This window comes from Paracoccus gahaiensis, assembly GCF_005048225.1.
GTDB classification, from domain to species: Bacteria; Pseudomonadota; Alphaproteobacteria; order Rhodobacterales; family Rhodobacteraceae; genus Paracoccus; species Paracoccus gahaiensis.
Genome location: NZ_SUNI01000021.1, coordinates 20,109 through 39,981, shown reverse-complemented (window position 1 = coordinate 39,981; position 19,873 = coordinate 20,109). Strand labels below are relative to the sequence as shown.

20 protein-coding genes are annotated in these 19,873 nt (G+C 66.3%); all 20 read right to left on the bottom strand.

Features of this window, described 5'->3' with window-relative positions; genetic code table 11:
• Window positions 1–33: 33 nt before the first annotated feature.
• The gene (trmB, locus tag FA743_RS16580) at window positions 34–747 is read right to left on the bottom strand and encodes a tRNA (guanine(46)-N(7))-methyltransferase TrmB (RefSeq protein WP_136887210.1); all 714 of its coding nucleotides are present in this window, start codon (window positions 745–747) and stop codon (window positions 34–36) included.
• A 159-nt stretch (window positions 748–906) separates the two neighbouring features.
• Window positions 907–2,583: a ribonuclease J gene (locus FA743_RS16575; protein WP_136887209.1), complete on the bottom strand. Its 1,677-nt coding sequence runs from the start codon at window positions 2,581–2,583 to the stop codon at window positions 907–909.
• Window positions 2,576–3,355 carry a type III pantothenate kinase gene (locus FA743_RS16570; RefSeq protein WP_135313610.1) on the bottom strand — a complete coding sequence of 260 codons (780 nt, stop codon included), beginning with the start codon at window positions 3,353–3,355 and terminating at the stop codon, window positions 2,576–2,578. The genes FA743_RS16575 and FA743_RS16570 overlap by 8 nt, the downstream gene beginning before the upstream one ends.
• Before the next feature lie 4 nt (window positions 3,356–3,359).
• Window positions 3,360–4,127 (bottom strand): biotin--[acetyl-CoA-carboxylase] ligase, encoded by a 768-nt coding sequence (locus FA743_RS16565; RefSeq protein ID WP_136887208.1) that lies wholly within the window; start codon window positions 4,125–4,127, stop codon window positions 3,360–3,362.
• Entirely contained in the window at window positions 4,117–5,595 is a 1,479-nt protein-coding gene (nuoN, locus tag FA743_RS16560) for an NADH-quinone oxidoreductase subunit NuoN (RefSeq protein ID WP_136887207.1), read from the bottom strand. The genes FA743_RS16565 and nuoN overlap by 11 nt, the downstream gene beginning before the upstream one ends.
• A 10-nt stretch (window positions 5,596–5,605) precedes the next feature.
• A complete protein-coding gene (locus FA743_RS16555) occupies window positions 5,606–7,159 on the bottom strand; it encodes an NADH-quinone oxidoreductase subunit M (RefSeq protein WP_136887206.1) in 1,554 nt (517 codons plus the stop codon).
• A 2-nt stretch (window positions 7,160–7,161) separates the two neighbouring features.
• Window positions 7,162–9,267 carry an NADH-quinone oxidoreductase subunit L gene (nuoL, locus tag FA743_RS16550; RefSeq protein ID WP_136887205.1) on the bottom strand — a complete coding sequence of 702 codons (2,106 nt, stop codon included), beginning with the start codon at window positions 9,265–9,267 and terminating at the stop codon, window positions 7,162–7,164.
• Between the two features lie 4 nt (window positions 9,268–9,271).
• Window positions 9,272–9,577, bottom strand: a complete 306-nt coding sequence (gene nuoK, locus FA743_RS16545) for an NADH-quinone oxidoreductase subunit NuoK (protein ID WP_136887204.1) — start codon at window positions 9,575–9,577, stop codon at window positions 9,272–9,274.
• Window positions 9,578–9,637: 60 nt separating this feature from the next.
• Window positions 9,638–10,240 carry an NADH-quinone oxidoreductase subunit J gene (locus FA743_RS16540; RefSeq protein ID WP_136887203.1) on the bottom strand — a complete coding sequence of 201 codons (603 nt, stop codon included), beginning with the start codon at window positions 10,238–10,240 and terminating at the stop codon, window positions 9,638–9,640.
• Window positions 10,237–10,650 carry a carboxymuconolactone decarboxylase family protein gene (locus FA743_RS16535; protein WP_136887202.1) on the bottom strand — a complete coding sequence of 138 codons (414 nt, stop codon included), beginning with the start codon at window positions 10,648–10,650 and terminating at the stop codon, window positions 10,237–10,239. The genes FA743_RS16540 and FA743_RS16535 overlap by 4 nt, the downstream gene beginning before the upstream one ends.
• A complete protein-coding gene (nuoI, locus tag FA743_RS16530; protein ID WP_042248536.1) occupies window positions 10,647–11,138 on the bottom strand; it encodes an NADH-quinone oxidoreductase subunit NuoI in 492 nt (163 codons plus the stop codon). Before nuoI ends, FA743_RS16535 begins: the two co-directional genes overlap by 4 nt.
• Before the next feature lie 3 nt (window positions 11,139–11,141).
• Complete coding sequence (gene nuoH / locus FA743_RS16525; protein WP_136887201.1) at window positions 11,142–12,173, bottom strand: NADH-quinone oxidoreductase subunit NuoH; 1,032 nt, start codon at window positions 12,171–12,173, stop codon at window positions 11,142–11,144.
• 18 nt (window positions 12,174–12,191) lie between these two features.
• The gene (locus FA743_RS16520; protein WP_136887200.1) at window positions 12,192–12,941 is read right to left on the bottom strand and encodes a hypothetical protein; all 750 of its coding nucleotides are present in this window, start codon (window positions 12,939–12,941) and stop codon (window positions 12,192–12,194) included.
• A gap of 5 nt (window positions 12,942–12,946) precedes the next feature.
• Complete coding sequence (gene nuoG / locus FA743_RS16515) at window positions 12,947–14,959, bottom strand: NADH-quinone oxidoreductase subunit NuoG (protein ID WP_136887199.1); 2,013 nt, start codon at window positions 14,957–14,959, stop codon at window positions 12,947–12,949.
• A 10-nt stretch (window positions 14,960–14,969) separates the two neighbouring features.
• On the bottom strand, window positions 14,970–15,368 hold the full coding sequence (locus FA743_RS16510; RefSeq protein WP_136887198.1) for a DUF5333 domain-containing protein: 399 nt from the start codon (window positions 15,366–15,368) through the stop codon (window positions 14,970–14,972).
• A 101-nt stretch (window positions 15,369–15,469) separates the two neighbouring features.
• The gene (gene nuoF, locus FA743_RS16505) at window positions 15,470–16,765 is read right to left on the bottom strand and encodes an NADH-quinone oxidoreductase subunit NuoF (protein WP_135815953.1); all 1,296 of its coding nucleotides are present in this window, start codon (window positions 16,763–16,765) and stop codon (window positions 15,470–15,472) included.
• Window positions 16,766–16,789: 24 nt separating this feature from the next.
• Entirely contained in the window at window positions 16,790–17,053 is a 264-nt protein-coding gene (locus FA743_RS16500; RefSeq protein ID WP_246055010.1) for a DUF5337 domain-containing protein, read from the bottom strand.
• Between the two features lie 48 nt (window positions 17,054–17,101).
• Window positions 17,102–18,013, bottom strand: coding sequence for an NADH-quinone oxidoreductase subunit NuoE (gene nuoE, locus FA743_RS16495; protein WP_136887197.1), 912 nt, complete (start codon window positions 18,011–18,013; stop codon window positions 17,102–17,104).
• Window positions 18,013–19,251: an NADH-quinone oxidoreductase subunit D gene (locus FA743_RS16490; RefSeq protein WP_211242305.1), complete on the bottom strand. Its 1,239-nt coding sequence runs from the start codon at window positions 19,249–19,251 to the stop codon at window positions 18,013–18,015. Before FA743_RS16490 ends, nuoE begins: the two co-directional genes overlap by 1 nt.
• Entirely contained in the window at window positions 19,251–19,871 is a 621-nt protein-coding gene (locus tag FA743_RS16485; RefSeq protein ID WP_136887195.1) for an NADH-quinone oxidoreductase subunit C, read from the bottom strand. Before FA743_RS16485 ends, FA743_RS16490 begins: the two co-directional genes overlap by 1 nt.
• Window positions 19,872–19,873: the final 2 nt, after the last annotated feature.

Genomic DNA, 19,873 nt, shown 5'->3' with positions numbered 1-19,873 from the left:
GAGGACGGCCCGCCACCCCGGCGGGCCTTGTCCCTACAGCCGGCGGAAGGTGACGTAATGGGGCGCCCGCCCCTCGCGCAGCGCCTTCTGCTCGTAGCGGGTGGAGATCCAGTCCTCCCAGGGCCGGTCGGTATCGGCGATCATCTCGAACCCCGCCGGAGGGACCTCCTCGCGGGTCTGGCGGATATAGTCGGGGATGTCGCTGGCCACGCGGAAGATGCCGCCCGGCGCCATCACCCGCGCCAGGGGCTGCAGATGCTCGGGCGTGACGAAGCGGCGCCGATGATGGCGCAGCTTGGGCCAGGGATCGGGATACATGAGGAAGGCCCGCGCGATCGAGGCATCGGGCAGCACGTCCATCAGGTCGCGCGCATCGCCGGGATGCACGCTGACATTCTCGACCCCCGCCGCCCGGATCTTGCCCAAGAGCATGGCGACGCCGTTGATATAGGGCTCGCAGCCGATGATCCCGATGTCGGGATAGGTCGCGGCCATGTGCACCATGTGCTCGCCGCCGCCGAAACCCACCTCCAGCCAGAGCGGGCGGTCGTCCCCGAAGAACGTCTTGGGGTCGATGGGGGTGCGGTCGGGATTGTCCTCGACCGTGATGCCGCACGGGCGCAGCTCGCCCAAATCCTCGGACAGATAGCCCTTCTGGCTCTGGCGCAGGGTCTTGCCATGCCGGCGACCATAGAAGTTGCGGCGCGGCGGGTTCGGATCGAAGACGGGGGGGCTTGAGTCGCTCATGACGCCGAAGTGCAACAAGGCGGGGCCGGTTTCAAGCCCCGGCGCGCGGCCATTGCGTCCCGCGACGGCCGGGGGACTTTGCGTTCATCTTGGCACAAATATCCCGCGGGGGGTCCGGGGGGCGCGAAGCCCCCCGGCGGTCGCGAGACGCTTTCGGGGTCAGTCGGCCATCAGGCGGCTGATGATGACCGTCACCTCCGGCTTCTTGCCGATCTCCTCCATGGCCACCTGGCGGGTGATCTTGCGGATCGCCTCGTCCATCTTGCCGTCGTCGCGCACCGTGCGGGCATCGGCGCGCTCGAGGAACTCGGACAGCTCGGATTCGACATGGCGGGCCAGATCGCCGCCGGCGCGGGTCTTGTCGGGCAGGCCCATCAGCTCGACCCAGGCATCGGGCAGGACCTTGTCGTCCTCGTCCACGATCACGCTGACCATGGCATGGCCGTTCAGCGCCAGCCGGATGCGGTCGCGCACGACCCCGTCCATGGACCCGATCAGCTGGTTGCCGTCCAGATAGAGGCGCCCGGTCTCGACATGGTCCACGACCTTGGGGCGGTCGCCCGTCAGGTCCAGCATCTTGCCATTGGTCACGATCTCGGAGGTCATCCCCTTGGCGCGGGCCAGCAGCATGTGCTCGCGCAGATGCAGGTGTTCGCCATGCATGGGAATCACGATCCGGGGTTTCAGCAGGTCATGCACCGCCTCGATGTCGGGGCGGTTGGCATGGCCCGACACGTGATAGAGCCCGTCATCGGCGTCATAGACCTCGACCCCCGCCTCGCTCAGCGCATTCATGATGCGGCCGACCGATTTCTCGTTGCCGGGAATGGTCTTGGAGCTGAAGAGGAAGCTGTCGCCCTCCTTCAGCGACAGGCCCAGATAGCGGCCACGCGACAGCTGCGCGCTGGCGGCGCGGCGTTCGCCCTGGCTGCCGGTGACCAGCAGCAGGACCTTGTTGCGGGGCAGCTTGGCCGCCTCTTCCGGGCCGATCGTGTCCGGAAAGTCCTTCAGCACGCCCGAATCAAAGGCCACGCCGACCATGCGCCGCATCGCACGGCCCAGCAGGCAGACCTTGCGCCCCGAAGCGCGGGCCGCATCGGCCAGCGTCTTCAGCCGCGCCACGTTGCTGGCGAAGGTCGTCGCCACCACCATGTTCGGCTGCGCCATCACCCATTCCAGGATCGGGGTCGCCAGCACGGCCTCGGACCGGCCCGGATGGGTCGAGAAGATGTTGGTGCTGTCGCAGGCCAGGACCTTCACGCCATCGCCCTCGGCGGCGATCTCGGACAGGCCGACCGGATCGAAGGCATCGCCCAGGACCGGCGTCACGTCGGTCTTGAAATCGCCCGTATGCACGATGCGGCCCGCCGGCGTGTCGATGATCAGCGCCGAGCTTTCGGGGATCGAGTGGCTGATCGGCACGTATTGGACCGAGAAGGGTCCCACCTGCGTGACCTCGGGGCGGGGGGCCACGATGTTGACCGCCTCGGCGGGCAGACCGTATTCCTCCATCTTCAGCCGCACCAACGTGCCGGTGAAGCGGCGGGCATAGATCGGCGCATCCAGCCGGCCCCAAAGATGGCCGATGGCGCCGATATGGTCCTCGTGCCCATGGGTGACGAAGATCGCCTCCAGCCGGTGGCGGTTCTGCTCCAGCCAGGTGATGTCGGGCATGATCAGGTCGATGCCCGGGCTGCCGTCCATGTCGCCGAAGGTCACCCCCAGGTCGACAAGGATCAGTCGTTCCTTGCCGGGCTGACCGTAACCGTAGACATAGGCATTCATGCCAATTTCGCCCGCTCCGCCGAGCGGCAGATAGATCAGGCGTTCAGCCATTTCCCATCTCCTTGTTGTAATCGTGAATGAGCCGAAGCCCGTGCATCGTCAGATCGTCTTCAATGGCATCGAACAGGTCGAACCCCTGATCGAACAATGGCGCAAGCCCGCCAGTGGCTATGACTTTCATCGGGCGGTCGCGCTCGGCGCGGATCTTGTCCACGATACCGTCGACCAGACCGACATATCCCCAGAACACGCCGGACTGGATACATGCAACCGTATTCGTACCGATCACCCGCCCGGGCATCGTCACATCGACATGAGGCAGCGAGGCCGCGCCCATGTGCAGCGCCTCCAGCGACAGGTTCACGCCGGGCGCGATGGCGCCGCCGATATAGGCGCCGTCCACATCGACCACGTCGAAAGTTGTGGCGGTGCCGAAATCGACCACGATCAGGTCGGGGCCGTGGCGGTCATAGGCACCCACGGTGTTCACCAGCCGGTCGGGGCCGACCGTGGTGCCCATGTCGACGCGCGGCTCGACCGGCAGCAGGCAGTCGGGCTTGCCCACCACCAGCGGCCGCGTGTCGAAATAGCGGTTGCACAGCACGCGCAGGTTGAAGACCACGCGCGGCGCGGTGGCGCTGATGATGCAGGCGTCGATCTGCAGCTCGAACTTCTTCACCGCGATCAGCGTGGACAGCCAGACATAGTATTCGTCCGCCGTGCGCCGGTGGTCGGTGCGGATGCGCCAATGCGCCAGGAACTGCGTCCCGTCCCAGACCGAGAAGACGGTGTTGGTGTTGCCGGTGTCGATGCACAGAAGCATGGGTCTATCCGCCGAACTGAATGTCGGCGGCCGAGATCGCCTGCCGGCCGCGCGGCGTCGTCAGGACCAGCGCGCCGGTGGGGTCGATGCCGTCGAAGCGGCCGGTCGTCTCGGTCGTGCCCATGCGGGCGGTGATCGTCTCGCCCAAGCGTGCCGCCCGGGCCATCCAAGCGCTGCGGATCGGCTCGAAGCCTTGGGTCCGCATCTGCCGCTGCCAGTGATCGAAGCTGGCGGCCAGCGCGTCCAGCAGATCCTCGGGCGCGATCTGCAATCCCGTCTCTCCGGCCAGGCTGACCGGGCGCAGGGCGCCGGGTTCCAACTGCTCGGGCTCGGGCGCCGCGACCAGATTGATGCCGATGCCCACGGCCAGCACGGCTACCTGCCCGCCCGCGCCGCTGCTTTCCAGCAGGATCCCCGACAGCTTGCCGCCGTTCAGCAGCACGTCATTGGGCCATTTCAGCGACAGGGCCAGCCCCGGGCCGCAGAGGGCGCGCAGCGCGTCATGCACCGCCAACGCCGCGACGAAGGACAGGCGCGCGGCATCGCCCGGCCCGCCCTCGGGGCGCATCACCAGCGTGGCCGCGAAATTGCCCGGCGGGTCGGTCCATGCCCGGCCGCGACGGCCGCGACCGGCCTCCTGCCGCCGCGCCATGATCCAGGCGGGGCCGCTCAGCAAGGGCGCCAGCCGCAGCGCATGGGCATTGGTGCTGTCCACCCGGTCCAGGACGTGCCGCGCGACGCCCTCGGGCCAGGACGCGGGATTACTCGACAACGACCACGGCCGGGTCGACGACCACCAGGGGCTCGACCAGCGACAGCGCGGCGGTGGCCGCCGCCTCGTCCACGCCCAGCATCGTGACCGCGCCCAGAAGCAGCGCCCCGGCCGAGACCAGCAGCGCGGCGTATTGCACCGCGCCCATCCGGCTGGTCACGCCCTCGCTCTCGCCGCCGAAGAACATGTAATAGACGATGCGCAGGTAGTAGAACGCGCCGATGACCGAGGCGATGACGCCCGCGATGGCCAGCCAGGACATGCCCGCATCGACCGCCGCCGTCAGCACGCCGTATTTGGCGAAGAAGCCCAGGAAGGGCGGCACGCCCGCCAAGCTGAACATCAGGAACAGCACGGCAAAGCTTTTCAGCGGCTCGGCCTGGGCAAAGCGGTTCAGGCTTTCCAGGTCGGTGATCGGGCGCCCCTCGCGTTCCAGCGACAGGATGAAGGCGAAGGTGCCCACGTTCATCACCGCATAGATGGCCATGTAGATCAGCATCGCCTGCACGCCATAGGCCGTGCCCGCCGCCAGACCCACCAGCGCGAAGCCCATATGCGCGATCGAGGAATAGGCCATCAGGCGCTTGATGTTGCGCTGACCGATGCCCGCGATCGAGCCGAGGAACATCGACATCACCGCCAGCGCCGCGATGATCTGCGTCCAGTCGGCGGGCACGTTGCCGAAGGCGTCGAACATCAGCCGCGCGATCAACGCCATGGCCGCGACCTTGGGCGCGGTGGCCAGGAAGGCCGTCACCGGCGAGGGCGACCCCTCATAGACGTCGGGCGTCCACATGTGGAAGGGCACCGCCGAGACCTTGAAGGCCAGACCGACCAGCAGGAAGACCAGACCGAACAGCAGCCCCAAGGGCAGGCTGCCCGCCTGAACCGCCAGCATGATGCCCGAGAACTGGGTCGTTCCGGCAAAGCCGTAGACCAGCGAGGCGCCATAGAGCAGCAGGCCCGAACTCAGCGCGCCCAGCACGAAATACTTGAGGCCCGCCTCGGACGACTTGACGCTCTCGCGCCGCATCGCGGCCACGACATAGAGCGACAGCGACTGCAGCTCCAACCCCATGTACAGCGACAGCAGGTCGCCGGCCGAGACCATCATCATCATGCCGATCGTCGCCAGCACGATCAGGATCGGATATTCGAACCGCATCAGCCCGTGGCGGTCCAGATAATCGGCGCTCATCGCAAGGACGGCGGCACCGGACAGCAGGATCGTCACCTTGGCGAAGCGCCCGAAGGCGTCGTCGACGAACATCCCGAAGAACGCGATCTGCTGCGGGCGGTCCGACAGGCCCACATAAGCCCCCGCCACCAGCAGCGCCACGACGCTGGCCCAGAGGATCGGCATCGCGATCCGGTCCTTGCCCAGATAGGCCCCCGCCAGCAGGGCCGCCAGCGCATAGATCGCAAGCCACAGCTCTGGCAGAATGGTGGAGAGATCCAAACCGGTCATCTTGCGTTCCTCAATGGCTGACGGCGGCCGCAGCCAGGTCGTCATCGGCGGCCTCTTCGGGCAGCGCGTCGTGGAAGTTCACCAGCAGCGCCTCGACCGAGGGGCCGGTGATGTCGGTGACAAGGCGCGGATAGACGCCCAGGATCAGGGTCATGGCGATCAGCGGCGCGAAGATCCAGCGCTCGCGCGGGGTCATGTCGGTGATCGTGCGCAGGCTCTCCTTGATCAGCGCGCCCATGGTGACGCGGCGATAGAGCCACAGCGCATAGCCCGCCGACAGGATCACGCCCGTCGTGGCGACCAGCGCCACCCAGGTATTGGCGCGGAAGGCCCCCATCAGGGTCAGGAACTCGCCCACGAAGCCCGAGGTGCCGGGCAGGCCGACATTGGCCATGGTGAAGAACATGAAGACCAGCGCATAGACGGGCATCCGGTTGACCAGCCCGCCATAGGCGTCGATCTCGCGCGTGTGCATCCGGTCATAGATGACGCCGACGCAGAGGAACAGCGCGCCCGAGATGAAGCCGTGCGACAGCATCTGGAAGATCGCCCCGTCCAGCCCCTGCTGGTTGGCGGCGAAGATGCCCATGGTGACATAGCCCATATGGGCCACCGACGAATAGGCGATCAGCTTCTTCATGTCGGACTGGGCCAGCGCCACCAGCGAGGTGTAGACGATCGCGATGGCCGACATCCACAGCACCAGCGGCTGCAGCAGGTCGGAGGCGACCGGGAACATCGGCAGCGAGAAGCGCAGGAAGCCGTAGCCGCCCATCTTCAGCAGCACGGCGGCCAGCACGACCGATCCGGCGGTCGGCGCCTGCACGTGCGCGTCGGGCAGCCAGGTATGGACCGGCCACATCGGCATCTTGACGGCGAAGCTGGCGAAGAAGGCCAGGAACAGCAGCGTCTGCATGCCGCCGATGACGGTGAAGCCCAGCACCTGCATCGTGACCGACGGAAAGTCGAAGGCCAGCATCGTGGGAATGTCGGTGGTGCCCGCCGTGCGCGCCATGGCGATCATCGCCACCAGCATCAGCACCGATCCGATGAAGGTATAGAGGAAGAACTTGAAGCTGGCATAGATGCGGTCCTTGCCGCCCCAGATGCCGATGATCAGGAACATCGGGATCAGGCCCGCCTCGAAGAACAGGTAGAACAGGATCAGGTCCAGCGCCGTGAACACGCCGATCATCAGCCCCTCCAGCACCAGGAAGGCGATCATGTATTCCTTGACGCGGATCTTGACGTCCCAGCAGGACAGGATGGTCAGCGGCATCAGGAAGGTCGTCAGCATCACGAACAGGATCGAGATGCCGTCCACGCCCATCTTGTAGCGCAGGCCCATGATCCAGGCGTGATCCTCGACGAACTGGAAGCCCGTGTCGGCGGGGTTGAACCCGGTCAGCAGGAAGATCGAGATCAGGAAGGTCGCGCCGGTGGCGATCAGGGCCAGCCACTTGGCGTTCTTCTGCGAGGCGGCGTCGTCGCCGCGCAGGAACAGCGCCAGGATGCCCGCCGCCACGATGGGCAGGAAGGTGATGATCGAAAGAAGGTTCGTCATGATCAGTACGTGCCCCGCATCATCACCCAGATCAGCAAGCCCACGATCCCCAGCACCATGGCGAAGGCATAGTGGAACAGATAGCCCGACTGCACCCGTCCGGCGAAGCGGGTCAGGCGCGGGATGATTCCCAGGGCCAGCCCGTTGATGGCGCCGTCGATAACGGCTCCGTCACCGCCCGTCCACAGCTTGCGGCCCATCCAGCGGGCCGGGCGCACGAAGATCGCGTCATAGGCCTGGTCGAAATACCACTTGTTCAGCAGGAACTGGTACAGCCCACGCTGCTGCGCGGCCAGCTGGCCGGGCAGCTCGGGGCGGCGGATATACATCAGCCAAGCCAGCCCCAGCCCGATCAGCATCGCCACGAAGGGCGAGACCTTGACCCAAGCAGGCACGTAATGCGCGTCATGCATCACGTGGTTGTCGGGATGCATGTAGATCGCCCCCTGCCCCACGACCACGCCCTCGGTCCGGATGCCGTCCGTGGCATCGGCGGCGGCGTGGCCCGCATCCGCGGGCGCCTCGTCGGCGGGGGGGTCGATGAGGGCAGGGTCGGTACCTTCGGCGGCGGCATGCTCGGCCTCGGCCACGGGCAGGCCGAAGAAGCCCTGCACGCCCTCTTCCTCGAAGAAGCTGTTGTACCAGATCATGCCCGCGAAGATCGAGCCGAAGGCCAGCACGATCAGCGGCGCCGTCATCACGCGCGGGCTTTCATGGGCGTGGTCATGCGCATGATGATCGCCGCGCGGTGTGCCGAAGAAGGTCAGGAACATCAGCCGCCAGCTGTAGAAGCTGGTCATCAGCGCCGAGATCACCAGCATCCAGAAGGCATAGCTGCTGCCCACGAAGGCGCTTTCGATGACCGCATCCTTGGACAGGAAGCCCGCGAAGCCGATATGGGTCAGCGGGATGCCGACGCCGGTGATGGCCATGGTGCCGATCATCATCGCCCAGAAGGTCAGCGGGATCTTCTTCCGCAAGCCGCCGTAATTGCGCATGTCCTGTTCGTGGTGCATCGCGTGGATCACCGATCCGGCGCCCAGGAACAGCATCGCCTTGAAGAAGGCATGGGTCAGCAGGTGGAACATGGCGACCGAATAGACGCCCACGCCCGCCGCCACGAACATGTAGCCCAGCTGCGAGCAGGTCGAATAGGCGATCACACGCTTGATGTCGTTCTGCACCAGGCCCACGGTGGCGGCGAAGAAGGCGGTCGTGGCGCCGACATAGACGATGAACATCTTCGCCTCGGGGGCGAATTCGTACAAGGGCGACATGCGGCAGACCAGGAAGACGCCCGCCGTGACCATGGTCGCCGCGTGGATCAGCGCGGAGACGGGCGTCGGCCCCTCCATCGCGTCGGGCAGCCAGGTGTGCAGGAACAGCTGCGCCGACTTGCCCATCGCGCCGATGAACAGCAGGATCGCCAGCACGTTGGCCGCGTTCCAGTCGCGCCACAGGAAGGTCATCTGCGTCTCGGCCAGCATCGGGACCTGCGCCCACAGCTCGTCGAACTGGATCGTGCCGGTCATCCACCACAGCCCGAAGATGCCCAAGAGGAAGCCAAAATCGCCGACCCGGTTGACGATGAAGGCCTTCATGGCGGCTGCCCCCGCCGACTGCTTCTTGAAGTAGAAGCCGATCAGCAGATAGGAGGCGACGCCCACGCCCTCCCATCCGAAGAACATCTGCAGCAGGTTGTCGGCCGTCACCAGCATCAGCATCGAGAAGGTGAAGAAGGACAGATAGGCGAAGAACCGGGCGCGATAGGGCTCGTCATCGCCGAAATTCTCGTCATGCGCCATGTAGCCGAAGCTGTAGAGATGCACGAGCGCCGAGACCGAGTTGATCACGATCAGCATGATCGCCGTCAGCCGGTCCAGCCGGATCGCCCATTCGCTGGTGAAATCGCCCGAGACGATCCAGTCCAGCACCGGCACCTGCAGCAGCTGCCCGTCGAAGGTCAGGAACACCACCCAGGACAGGGCGGCGGCGGCGAAGAGGATGGCGGTGGTCAGCACCTGGGCGCCGCGTTCGCCGATGATCCGCCAGCCGAAGCCCGCGATCAGCGCGCCCAGCAGGGGCGCGAACAGGATGAATTGCAGCATGGCCTTACCCCTTCATCACGTTGACATCTTCCACCGCGATCGTGCCGCGGTTGCGGAAGAAGACGACCAGGATGGCAAGGCCGATGGCGGCCTCGGCCGCGGCGACGGTCAGGATGAACAGGGTGAAGACCTGCCCGCCCAGATCGCCCAGATGGGCCGAGAAGGCGACGAAGTTGATGTTGACCGCCAGAAGCATCAGCTCGATCGACATCAGGATGACGATGACGTTCTTTCGGTTCACGAAGATGCCGAAGATCCCGGCGACGAAGAGGATCGCCCCCACGACAAGGTAATGTGTCAGTCCGATCATCGTCTCAGTCCCTCCGGGTTCTTGTACCCGTTGCTCTTCTGGTTGGCGTGGGCGGGGGCCTTACAGCCCCTGCCCCGGCTTGACGTCGCGCAGCTGCATGGCCTTGGCCGGGTCGCGATGCATCTGCGCGATCACGTCCTGACGCTTGACGTCCTTGCGGTGGCGCATGGTCAGGGTGATCGCCCCGATCATCGCGACCAGCAGGATCAGCCCCGCGAACTGGAACGGCAGGATGTAGCGGTCATAGAGCACCAGCCCGATGGCGCTGGTGTTCACCTCCTGGGCAACGATGGGAACCGAGCGCAGGGCGATCGACTGCTCGCTGCTCTCCCAGGCTCCGAAGGCGATGGCCAGCTGCGCCAGCAGCACCACCGCGATCAGCCCCGCCAGCGGCAGGTAGCGCGCGAACTCGCCCTTGAGATTGCCGAAATCGACATCCAGCATCATGACCACGAACAGGAACAGCACCGCGACCGCGCCCACATAGACGATGATCAGCAGCATGGCCACGAATTCCGCGCCCAGCAGCACGAAAAGCCCGGCCCCCGAAAGGAAGGCCAGGATCAGCCACAGCACCGAATGGACCGGGTTGCGCGACAGCACCACCATGAAGCCCGCCGTGCAGACCGAGATGGCGAAGAGGTAGAAGGCGAAGGTCATCATGGCTGGGCTTTCCCCTCGGTCTCGGTGAAGACGCCCTGCGCGATCTCCAGCGCCTTCTGCATCGCGGGAAGCCCGCCGAACATCCCCATCTGATAGATCACCTCGGCGATCTCGCGCGGCGTGGCGCCGGCCTCCATCGCGTGGCGGATGGTCATGCGCAGCTGCGGCTCGGCCAGGGCGCCCTGCACGGTCATCGCCGCGATGGTCACCAGCAGTCGGGTGCGCGCATCCAAGCCGCCGCGGTTGAAGGTCTTGCCGAACCACATCTCCAGCATGTCGGCGGGCATGGTCGGGAACATCTTCTCGACCGCGCGCAGGTCGAAATGCTCCAGCGCGGGGTTGAAGGTGCGGGCCATCTCCTGGCCCTGGCTCAGCATCTGCTGGAACATCTTGGTGAAGGGATCGGTCATCTGTAGGGCGCGTCCATCGCCAGATTGCGGGCGATTTCCGATTCCCACCGGGCGCCGTTGTCCAGAAGCTTTTCCTTGTCGTAGAACAGCTCCTCGCGGGTCTCGGTGGCGAATTCGAAATTCGGCCCCTCGACGATGGCATCGACCGGGCAGGCCTCCTGGCAGAAGCCGCAATAGATGCACTTGGTCATGTCGATGTCATAGCGCGTCGTGCGGCGCGAGCCGTCGTCGCGGGGCTCGGCATCGATGGTGATGGCCTGCGCGGGGCAGATCGCCTCGCACAGCTTGCAGGCGATGCAGCGTTCCTCGCCATTGGGATAGCGGCGCAGCGCGTGCTCTCCCCGGAAGCGGGGCGACAGCGGGCCCTTTTCATGGGGATAGTTGATGGTGGCCTTGGGGGCGAAGAAATAGCGCATCCCCAGCCCAAAGCCCTTGATGAAATCCACCATCAGAAAATACTTGGTGGCGCGGACGACGTCGAAAGCCATCTTTTACACTCCTGCCCAACGGGCCCAGAAGGTCCCGAAGACTTCGAATTTCGCAAGGAAGGCCACCAGCACGACCCAGCCCAGGGACAGCGGCAGGAAGACCTTCCACCCGATCCGCATCAGCTGGTCGTAGCGATAGCGCGGCACGATCGCCTTCACCATGGCGAACATGAAGAACCACAGCACCATCTTGAGGAACATCCAGATCGCCCCGTCCGGCAGGCCCGGGATGGGCGACAGCCAGCCGCCGAAGAACAGCAGGCTGATCAGCGCGCACATCAGCCACATGGCAATGTATTCGCCCGCCATGAACAGAAGGTAAGGGGTCGAGGAATATTCGGTCATGAAGCCCGCGACCAGTTCGGATTCCGCCTCCGGCAGGTCGAAGGGCGCGCGGTTCGTCTCGGCCAAAGCCGAGATGAAGAACAGCACCAGCATCGGGAAATGCGCCAGCCAGAACCAGGACAGCAGCCCCGCGCCGCGCTGCGCCTCGACGATGGCGGTCAGGTTCATCGACCCGGCCGAGATCACGATGCCGATGATGATCAGCCCCAGGCTGACCTCATAGCTGATCATCTGCGCGGCCGAGCGCAGCGAGCCCAGGAACGGGAATTTCGAGTTGGACGCCCAGCCCCCCATAATCACGCCATAGACCTCGAGGGACGAGACGGCGAAGATGAACAGGATGCCCACGTTGATGTCGGCCATCACCCAGCCCGGGGCAAAGGGAATCGCCACGAAGGCCAGCAGCGCCAGCGTCATCGACAAAAAGGGCGCCAGGAAGAAGACGAACTTGTCGGCCCCGGCCGGGATCACGACCTCCTTGACGACGAATTTCAGGGCATCGGCGAAGGTCTGCAGGATGCCCCAGGGCCCGACCACGTTGGGGCCGCGGCGCATCTGCACCGCCGCCCAGACCTTGCGGTCGCCATAGACCATGTAGACCAGCGACAGCATGACGAAGACGATGATCGCCAGCCCCTGCGCCAGAAGGATGATCGCGATCCCCAGGGAGGATGCCCAGAATTCAGCCATGATGCCCGTCCCTTTGCCCTACGCCGCGGGAATGCCGCGTGCCCTGCATTCGCGCAAGGTCTCTTCCGTTTCCATCACCCGCAATCCCATCGGCTTGTCGTCCGACAGAAGGAAGGCCGACCCGATCAGCAGCTTGCCGTTCCGCTCGGCCTGCAGCGTCCGGATATGCCGACCATAGGGGTTGCCGTTGTCCCTGGCCCAACCAGCCAATGCGCAGGTGGCATACGAAAACGCGATATCCGCGTCCACCCCTTGCCGCAGATTGGCCGTCACCTCGACCAGATCGGCCCCGGCGCCCCGGTTCAGCGCATCGACCTTGACCGCCAGGAAGATCTCGGGGTCGATCTCGACGCCCTCGGGCAGCATGGGCAGCGCGGGCTGGGTCCGGGCCGCGAAGGCCTCCAGCGCTTCTTCCTGCGCGGTCTTGCGGCGCGGCAGGTTCGGGGCGACCAGCCCGCCGAAATCCATGTCCAGATTGGCATTCAGCGCGGCCAGATCGGCCTCGCTGACCTCGAAGGCGTCGCGCCCGCCGGGGCTGTCCAGATCCATCGTGGTGACCGATCCGTCCTCTTCAAGGATCAGGATCTCGGCCGATTGGGTCGAGATCCGGGCCCGCCCCAGACCGCCCAGGCCCGCCGTGTCCGGGATCCGCGCGGCAGGCGCAGCTGTCGGGCGGGTCTCGCCCGAGGGGCTGCCGGTGAAACAGCCGGACAGGGCCAGCACGGCGCCCAGAAGGGCCGCGGAGGACAGACGGGTCGGGTTGCGCATCGGGCTTACTCCGCAGCCAGGGCGGGCGCCTGACGCGCCGCAGCCATCCGGGACAATTCACCCATCAAAGGCGACGAGCGGGCGATCGGGTTGGTCAGATAGAAATCCTTCACCGGGGTCACGAAGCTGGCGCGGCCCAGATCGCCCTTGGGCAGGGGCTGCCAGTCGTTCTCGACGATCTGGTCCAGCCGGCCCAGATGCGGCACCGCCTCGACCAGCTTGCGGCGCAGCTGCGCGATGCTGTCCCACGGCAGGGTCCGGCCCAGCTCGCCCGACAGCGCGCGCAGGATGGCCCAGTTCTCCTTGGCCTCGCCGGGCGCAAAGTTCGCGCGCAGCGCCAGCTGAGGCCGGCCTTCGGTGTTCACGAAGAGGCCCATCTCCTCGGTATAGCAGGCGGCGGGCAGGATGATGTCGGCCCGGTGCGCGCCGCGATCGCCGTGGCTGCCCTGATAGATCACGATGGGGCCGGCGGCGATGTCCACCTCGTCGGCGCCCAGATTGTAGATGACCTGCGCTCCCTCGATGGCCGCCGGCAAGCCGCCGCGCGTCACTGCGCCCACGTCCATCGCGCCCACGCGCCCGGCCGCGGCATGCAGGACCAGAAGCCCGCAATTCCCGGCCTCGGCCAGCGCCATCGCATGGCCCAGCACCGCCGCGCCATCGGCCTCGCGCAGCGCGCCCTGCCCGATGATGACCAGCCCCCGCGCCTCGTCGGCCTCGATGCCGCCCAGAAGCGTGGCCAGCGCTGCGCGATCCGTGCCCAGATGATCATAATCGAAGGTCAGGTCCACCGCGGGGCCGATCAGCGACACCTGCGCGCCTTGCGTCCAGGCCCGGCGGATGCGGGCATTCAGCACCGGCGCCTCGTCGCGCGGATTGGTCCCGATCAGGATGATGCGCGAGGCCGTGTCGATATCGGCGATGGTCGCGGTGCCCAGATAGGCGCCGCGGTTGCCCTCGGGCAGCTTGGCCCCATCGGTGCGGCATTCGACCGATCCGCCCAGACCCTCGATCAGGGTCTTGAGGCTGAAGGCCGCCTCGACCGGGGCCAGATCGCCCACCAGCCCGGCGACCTTCTTGCCGGTCATCGCATGGGCCGCCGCCGCCAGGGCCTCGGGCCAGGTGGCCGGGCGCAGGCGGCCGTTCTCGCGCAGATAGGGCTGGTCCAGCCGCTGGCGGCGCAAGCCGTCCCAGACGAAGCGGGTCTTGTCGCTGATCCATTCCTCGTTCACGCCGTCATGGTTGCGCGGCAGGATGCGCATCACTTCGCGCCCCTTGGTGTCCACGCGGATCGCGCTGCCCAACGCATCCATCACGTCGATCGTCTCGGTCTTGGACAGCTCCCACGGGCGCGCCGTGAAGGCATAGGGTTTGCTGACCAGCGCGCCCACCGGGCAGAGGTCGATGATGTTGCCCTGCAGGTTCGAGGCCAGCGTCTCGTTCAGATAGCTGGTGATCTCGCTGTCCTCGCCGCGTCCGGTCTGGCCCATCTGGCTGATGCCCGCGACCTCGCTGGTGAAGCGCACGCAGCGGGTGCAACTGATGCAGCGGGTCATGTGGGTCTCGACCAGCGGACCCAGGTTCAGTTCCTCGGACGCCCGCTTGGGTTCGCGATAGCGGCTGAAATCGACGCCATAGGCCATCGCCTGATCCTGCAGGTCGCATTCGCCGCCCTGATCGCAGATCGGGCAGTCCAGCGGATGGTTGATCAGCAGGAACTCCATCACGCCCTCGCGGGCCTTCTTGACCATCGGGCTGTTGGTACGGATTTCCGAAGGCGCGCCCTCGGGGCCGGGGCGCAGGTCCTTGACCTGCATCGCGCAGGAGGCGGCGGGCTTGGGCGGGCCGCCCACGACCTCGACCAGGCACATCCGGCAGTTGCCTGCGATGGACAGCCGTTCGTGATAGCAAAAGCGCGGAATCTCGATCCCGGCCTGCTCGCAGGCCTGGATGAGCGTCAGGTTGGGATCGACCGCGATCTCGGTCCCGTCGATCTTGATTGTCCGCAGTTCGGCCATGATGTCTTCCTTACCTGGCACTCAGCAACGATCCCGCGACCGTCTGCTGGGCGATTTCGTCCCGCCCGAGGCGGCAGAATGTCTGCGGCTCGCCATTCACGACGCCGCGTTCGACCATGTAGCGGTCGGCTTGTGCGTAAATGCGCGCCCGTTCTTCCCGGCTGTCAAGAAAATCGTCGATCTGGGCCTCGGAATAGCCCTTGTCGCGGGCATAGCGCTTGAGCGCGCGTGCCTCGGTGAAGGCCCGGACCAGCCGCGCGTCGATCGAGGGGCAGCCGCGCCGCACCAGATCGGCCACGCGGGCCTGGACCAGACGGTCGTTGACATAGGCCTCGGACGACAGGGGCTCCAGCGCGGCGGCGGGGGTGGCCGCCATCAGGGCGGCAGCGATCAGCAGGGGGCGAAACATGGCACGGTCCTTCATGGGGTGACGTGTCCCCACATAAGCACCCGCCGGGCGCTTTTCCCGACACGACCCCGTGCGGGCCCCGTGATATGCCGCCCCTGCGATCATTCCGCCGCCAGCGCGCCCATGCGGCCTGTCTTCTTGGCCTTCAGCCGGTCCTCGATCTCGCCGCGGAAGTTGCGGATCAGGCCCTGGATCGGCCAGGCCGCCGCGTCGCCCAGGGCGCAGATCGTGTGCCCCTCGACCTGCTTGGTCACGTCCAGCAGCATGTCGATTTCCTCGACCTCGGCCTCGCCGGTGACCAGGCGGTGCATGACGCGCATCATCCAGCCGGTGCCCTCGCGGCAGGGCGTGCATTGCCCGCAGCTCTCATGCTTGAAGAAGGCCGACAGCCGCCAGATCGCCTTGATGACATCGGTGGACTGATCCATCACGATCATGCAGCCGGTGCCGAAGCTGGATTTCACCTCGCGCATGCCGTCGTAATCCATGATGGCGCTTTCGCATTGCTCGGCGGTCAGCACCGGGCAGGAGGCGCCGCCGGGGATGATCGCCTTGAGGTTCGACCAGCCGCCGCGAATGCCGCCGCCATGCCGGTCGATCAGCTCGCGCACCGGGATCGACATGGCCTCCTCGACCACGCAGGGCGTGTTCACATGCCCGGTCAGGCCGAACAGCTTGACGCCCGCATTGTTGGGACGCCCGAAGCCCGCGAACCATTCCGCCCCGCGCCGCAGGATCGTCGGCACGACGGCGATGGATTCGACGTTGTTCACCGTGGTCGGGCAGCCGTACAGCCCCGCCCCTGCCGGGAACGGAGGCTTCATCCGGGGCATGCCCTTCTTGCCCTCCAGGCTTTCCAGCAGCGCGGTCTCCTCGCCGCAGATATAGGCGCCGGCGCCGTGATGCAGGTACAGGTCGAACTCCCAGCCCGACCCCGCCGCATTCGCGCCCAGCATGCCGGCGTCATAGCATTCGTCGATGGCGGCCTGCAGGGCCTCCTTCTCGCGGATGTATTCGCCGCGCAGGTAGATGTAGCAGGCATGCGCGTTCATCGCGAAGCTGGCGATCAGCGCGCCCTCGATCAGGGTGTGCGGATCATGGCGCATGATCTCGCGGTCCTTGCAGGTCGCGGGTTCGGATTCGTCGGCATTGATGACCAGATAGGACGGACGCCCGTCCGATTCCTTGGGCATGAAGGACCATTTCAGACCCGTCGGAAAGCCCGCCCCGCCCCGCCCGCGCAGGCCCGAGGCCTTCATCTGCTCGACGATCTTGTCACGGCCGCGCCCGATGATCTCGGCGGTGCCGTCCCAATGGCCGCGCGACTGCGCGCCCTTCAGGCTGCGGTCGCCCATGCCGTACAGGTTGGTGAAAATGCGATCCTGGTCTTTCAGCATCCGTCAAATCCTCTCTTCCCGGCGTCACGCATTCCTGCGTCGCCAGATACGCCAGGTCACGATCAGCGACCAGACAAAAGCGCCGATGGCGGCAAGGTCGGCCAGATAGGCCCATTCCGCCGCCCAGCCATATTCCCGCCCGATCGCCTGCACGGCCAGCCAGCCCAGCATGGCGACCGCGATCACGATCGCCACCAGCCGCATCTGCTTCGCATCCCGGTCCGGCGCGGCCATCACGCACACCCACGGCGCGGGGCCGGCGCGGCGCCTGCTGCGGTCGGTCTGCATGAACCCTGCATCGCGGCGATCCCTTCTGCGTCAGCCACCTGTCGTCGGTCAGTCCCCGTCCTTGCCCGTCACGGCATCGGTCTCGTCCGCCCGCACATTCGCGGGCTCGCGCTTCGAGACAGGGCGCGCGGCGGAACTGGCCTGCGCTTCCTGCTCGGTCACGCCGGTCGCGTCGGCGGGTGCGCCCTCGGACGGGTGCGGCTCGATCTCGGGCGCGGTGTCGACGCCGGTCTGGTCGTCGGTGGCAGCCTCCGGATTGCGCCGCCACTTGGTCAGGATCGGCACCTCGGTCCCGTCGATGCGCTTCAGCGTCTCGCCCAGTTCGGTGGCCAGCGCCACGCTGGCATTCGCCGCCTCGAAGCCCTGGGCCTCCGTCAGGCTGGTCAGCCCGGTCGCGGGCTCCGAGGCGAAGCGCCCCGACTGCGAGCCCGGCACCGGCACCTCGCCCGCCGAGATACGGTCGATCAGCGATTCCAGGGTCTCGGCGGTCAGGTCCTCGTAGTAGTCCTTGCCGATCTGGGCCATCGGGGCATTGGCGCAGGCGCCCAGGCACTCGACCTCTTCCCAGCTGAATTTGCCATCCGCCGACAGGGTGTGCGGGGTCGGCGCGATCCTGCGCTTGCAGACCGCGACCAGATCCTCGGCCCCGCAGATCATGCAGGTCGTCGTCCCACAGATCTGGATGTTCGCTACGCGGCCCACCGGCTGCAGCTGGAACATGAAGTAGAAGGTCGCCACCTCCAGCGCCCGGATATAGGCCATGCCCAGCAGGCTGGCACAATATTCGATGGCGGGACGGGACAGCCAGCCCTCCTGCTCCTGCGCGCGCCACAGGATCGGGATGATCGCCGATTGCTGGCGACCCTCGGGATACTTGGTCATCTGCGCCCGCGCCCAGTCCAGGTTCGCGGGCGTGAAGGCAAAGCTGTCCGGCTGGACGGGGTGCAAGCGGCGCAGCATCAGCGGTCGACCTCTCCGAAAACGATATCCTGGGTGGCGATCAGCGCGGGCACGTCGGCCAGCAGATGGCCCCGGGCCATCCAGTCCATCGCCTGCAGATGCAGATAGCCCGGCGCGCGGAGTTTTGCACGATAGGGCTTGTTGGTGCCGTCGCTGACCAGATAGACGCCGAACTCGCCCTTGGGCGCCTCGACGGCGGCATAGACTTCGCCCGCCGGAACGCGGAAGCCCTCGGTATACAGCTTGAAGTGATGGATCAGGCTTTCCATGTCGCGCTTCATGTCGGCGCGCTTGGGCGGCGTCATCTTGCCGCGCGCCATCACCTCGCCCGGCCCCTCGGCCCGCAGCTTGGCGATCGCCTGCAGCATGATGCTGGTCGATTCGCGCATCTCCTGCATCCGGCAGAGAAAGCGGTCATAGCAGTCGCCATTCGTGCCGACCGGGATCTTGAAGTCGAATTCGTCATAGCATTCATAGGGCTGGCTGCGGCGCAGATCCCAGGCCATGCCGGATCCCCGCACCATCACGCCCGAAAAGCCCCAGTCCAGCGCCTGCTGTTCGCTGACGATGCCGATATCGACCAGCCGCTGCTTGAAGATGCGGTTTTCCGTCAGCAGCGTGTCCAGATCGTCCAGCACCTTGGGGAAACGGCCGCACCATTCCTCCATGTCGTCCAGCAGGTCCGGGGTCAGGTCCTGATGGACGCCGCCGGGCCGGAAATAGGCCGCGTGCAGACGCGCGCCCGAGGCGCGTTCATAGAAGATCATCAGATCCTCGCGCGCCTCGAAGCCCCAGAGCGGCGGGGTCAGCGCACCCACGTCCAGCGCGCCGGTGGTCAGGCCCAGCAGGTGGTTCAGGATGCGCCCCACCTCGCAGAACAGCACCCGGATGAGGCTGGCGCGGCGCGGCACGGGCGTGCCGGTCAGCCGCTCGATCGCCAGGCACCAGGCATGTTCCTGGTTCATGGGCGAGACGTAATCCAGCCGGTCGAAATAGGGCAGGTTCTGCAGATAGGTGCGGCTTTCCATCAGCTTCTCGGTGCCGCGATGCAGCAGCCCGATATGCGGGTCGGCGCGTTCCACGATCTCGCCGTCCAGCTCCAGCACCAGACGCAGCACGCCATGGGCTGCCGGATGCTGGGGACCGAAGTTGATATTGAAGTTGCGGATGCGCTGCTCGCCGGTCAGCAGATCCTCGCTGCCGTCGTCGTACTGGTTGTTCCGGATATCGCCGTCCATCATTTCGCGGCCCCCTTTTCGTCGCCCGGCAGCGCGTATTGCACGCCCTCCCACGGGGACAGGAAATCGAACTGCCGGTATTCCTGCGTCAGCCGGACCGGCTCGTAGATCACCCGCTTCTCGGCCTCGTCATAGCGGACCTCGACATAGCCGGTGGTCGGGAAGTCCTTGCGCAGCGGATGGCCCGAGAAGCCGTAATCCGTCAGGATGCGCCGCATGTCCGGATGCCCGGTGAACAGGATCCCGAACATGTCGAAGATCTCGCGCTCGAACCAGTTGGCGCAGGGATGGATGCCGGTCAGGGTCGGCAGCATCTCGTCCTCGCGGATGGCCACCTTCACGCGGATGCGGTGGTTCTGGTACATCGACAGGAAATGCCAGACCACGTCGAAGCGCTGCGGGCGCGACGGATAGTCGACCGCCGTGATGTCCACCAGCGACGAGAAGCGGCACGAGCTGTCGCTGCGCAGGAAGTCGATCAGGTCCAGCACGCCGCTGGCCGTGGCGGTCACGGTCAGCTCGCCGAAGGCGACCGAGACGCCCACGACCTCGTTGGGGCGGCGCAGCTTGATATGCTCGCCCAGCTGGTCCATCGCGTCGATGTCTTGATACTGCGCCATGG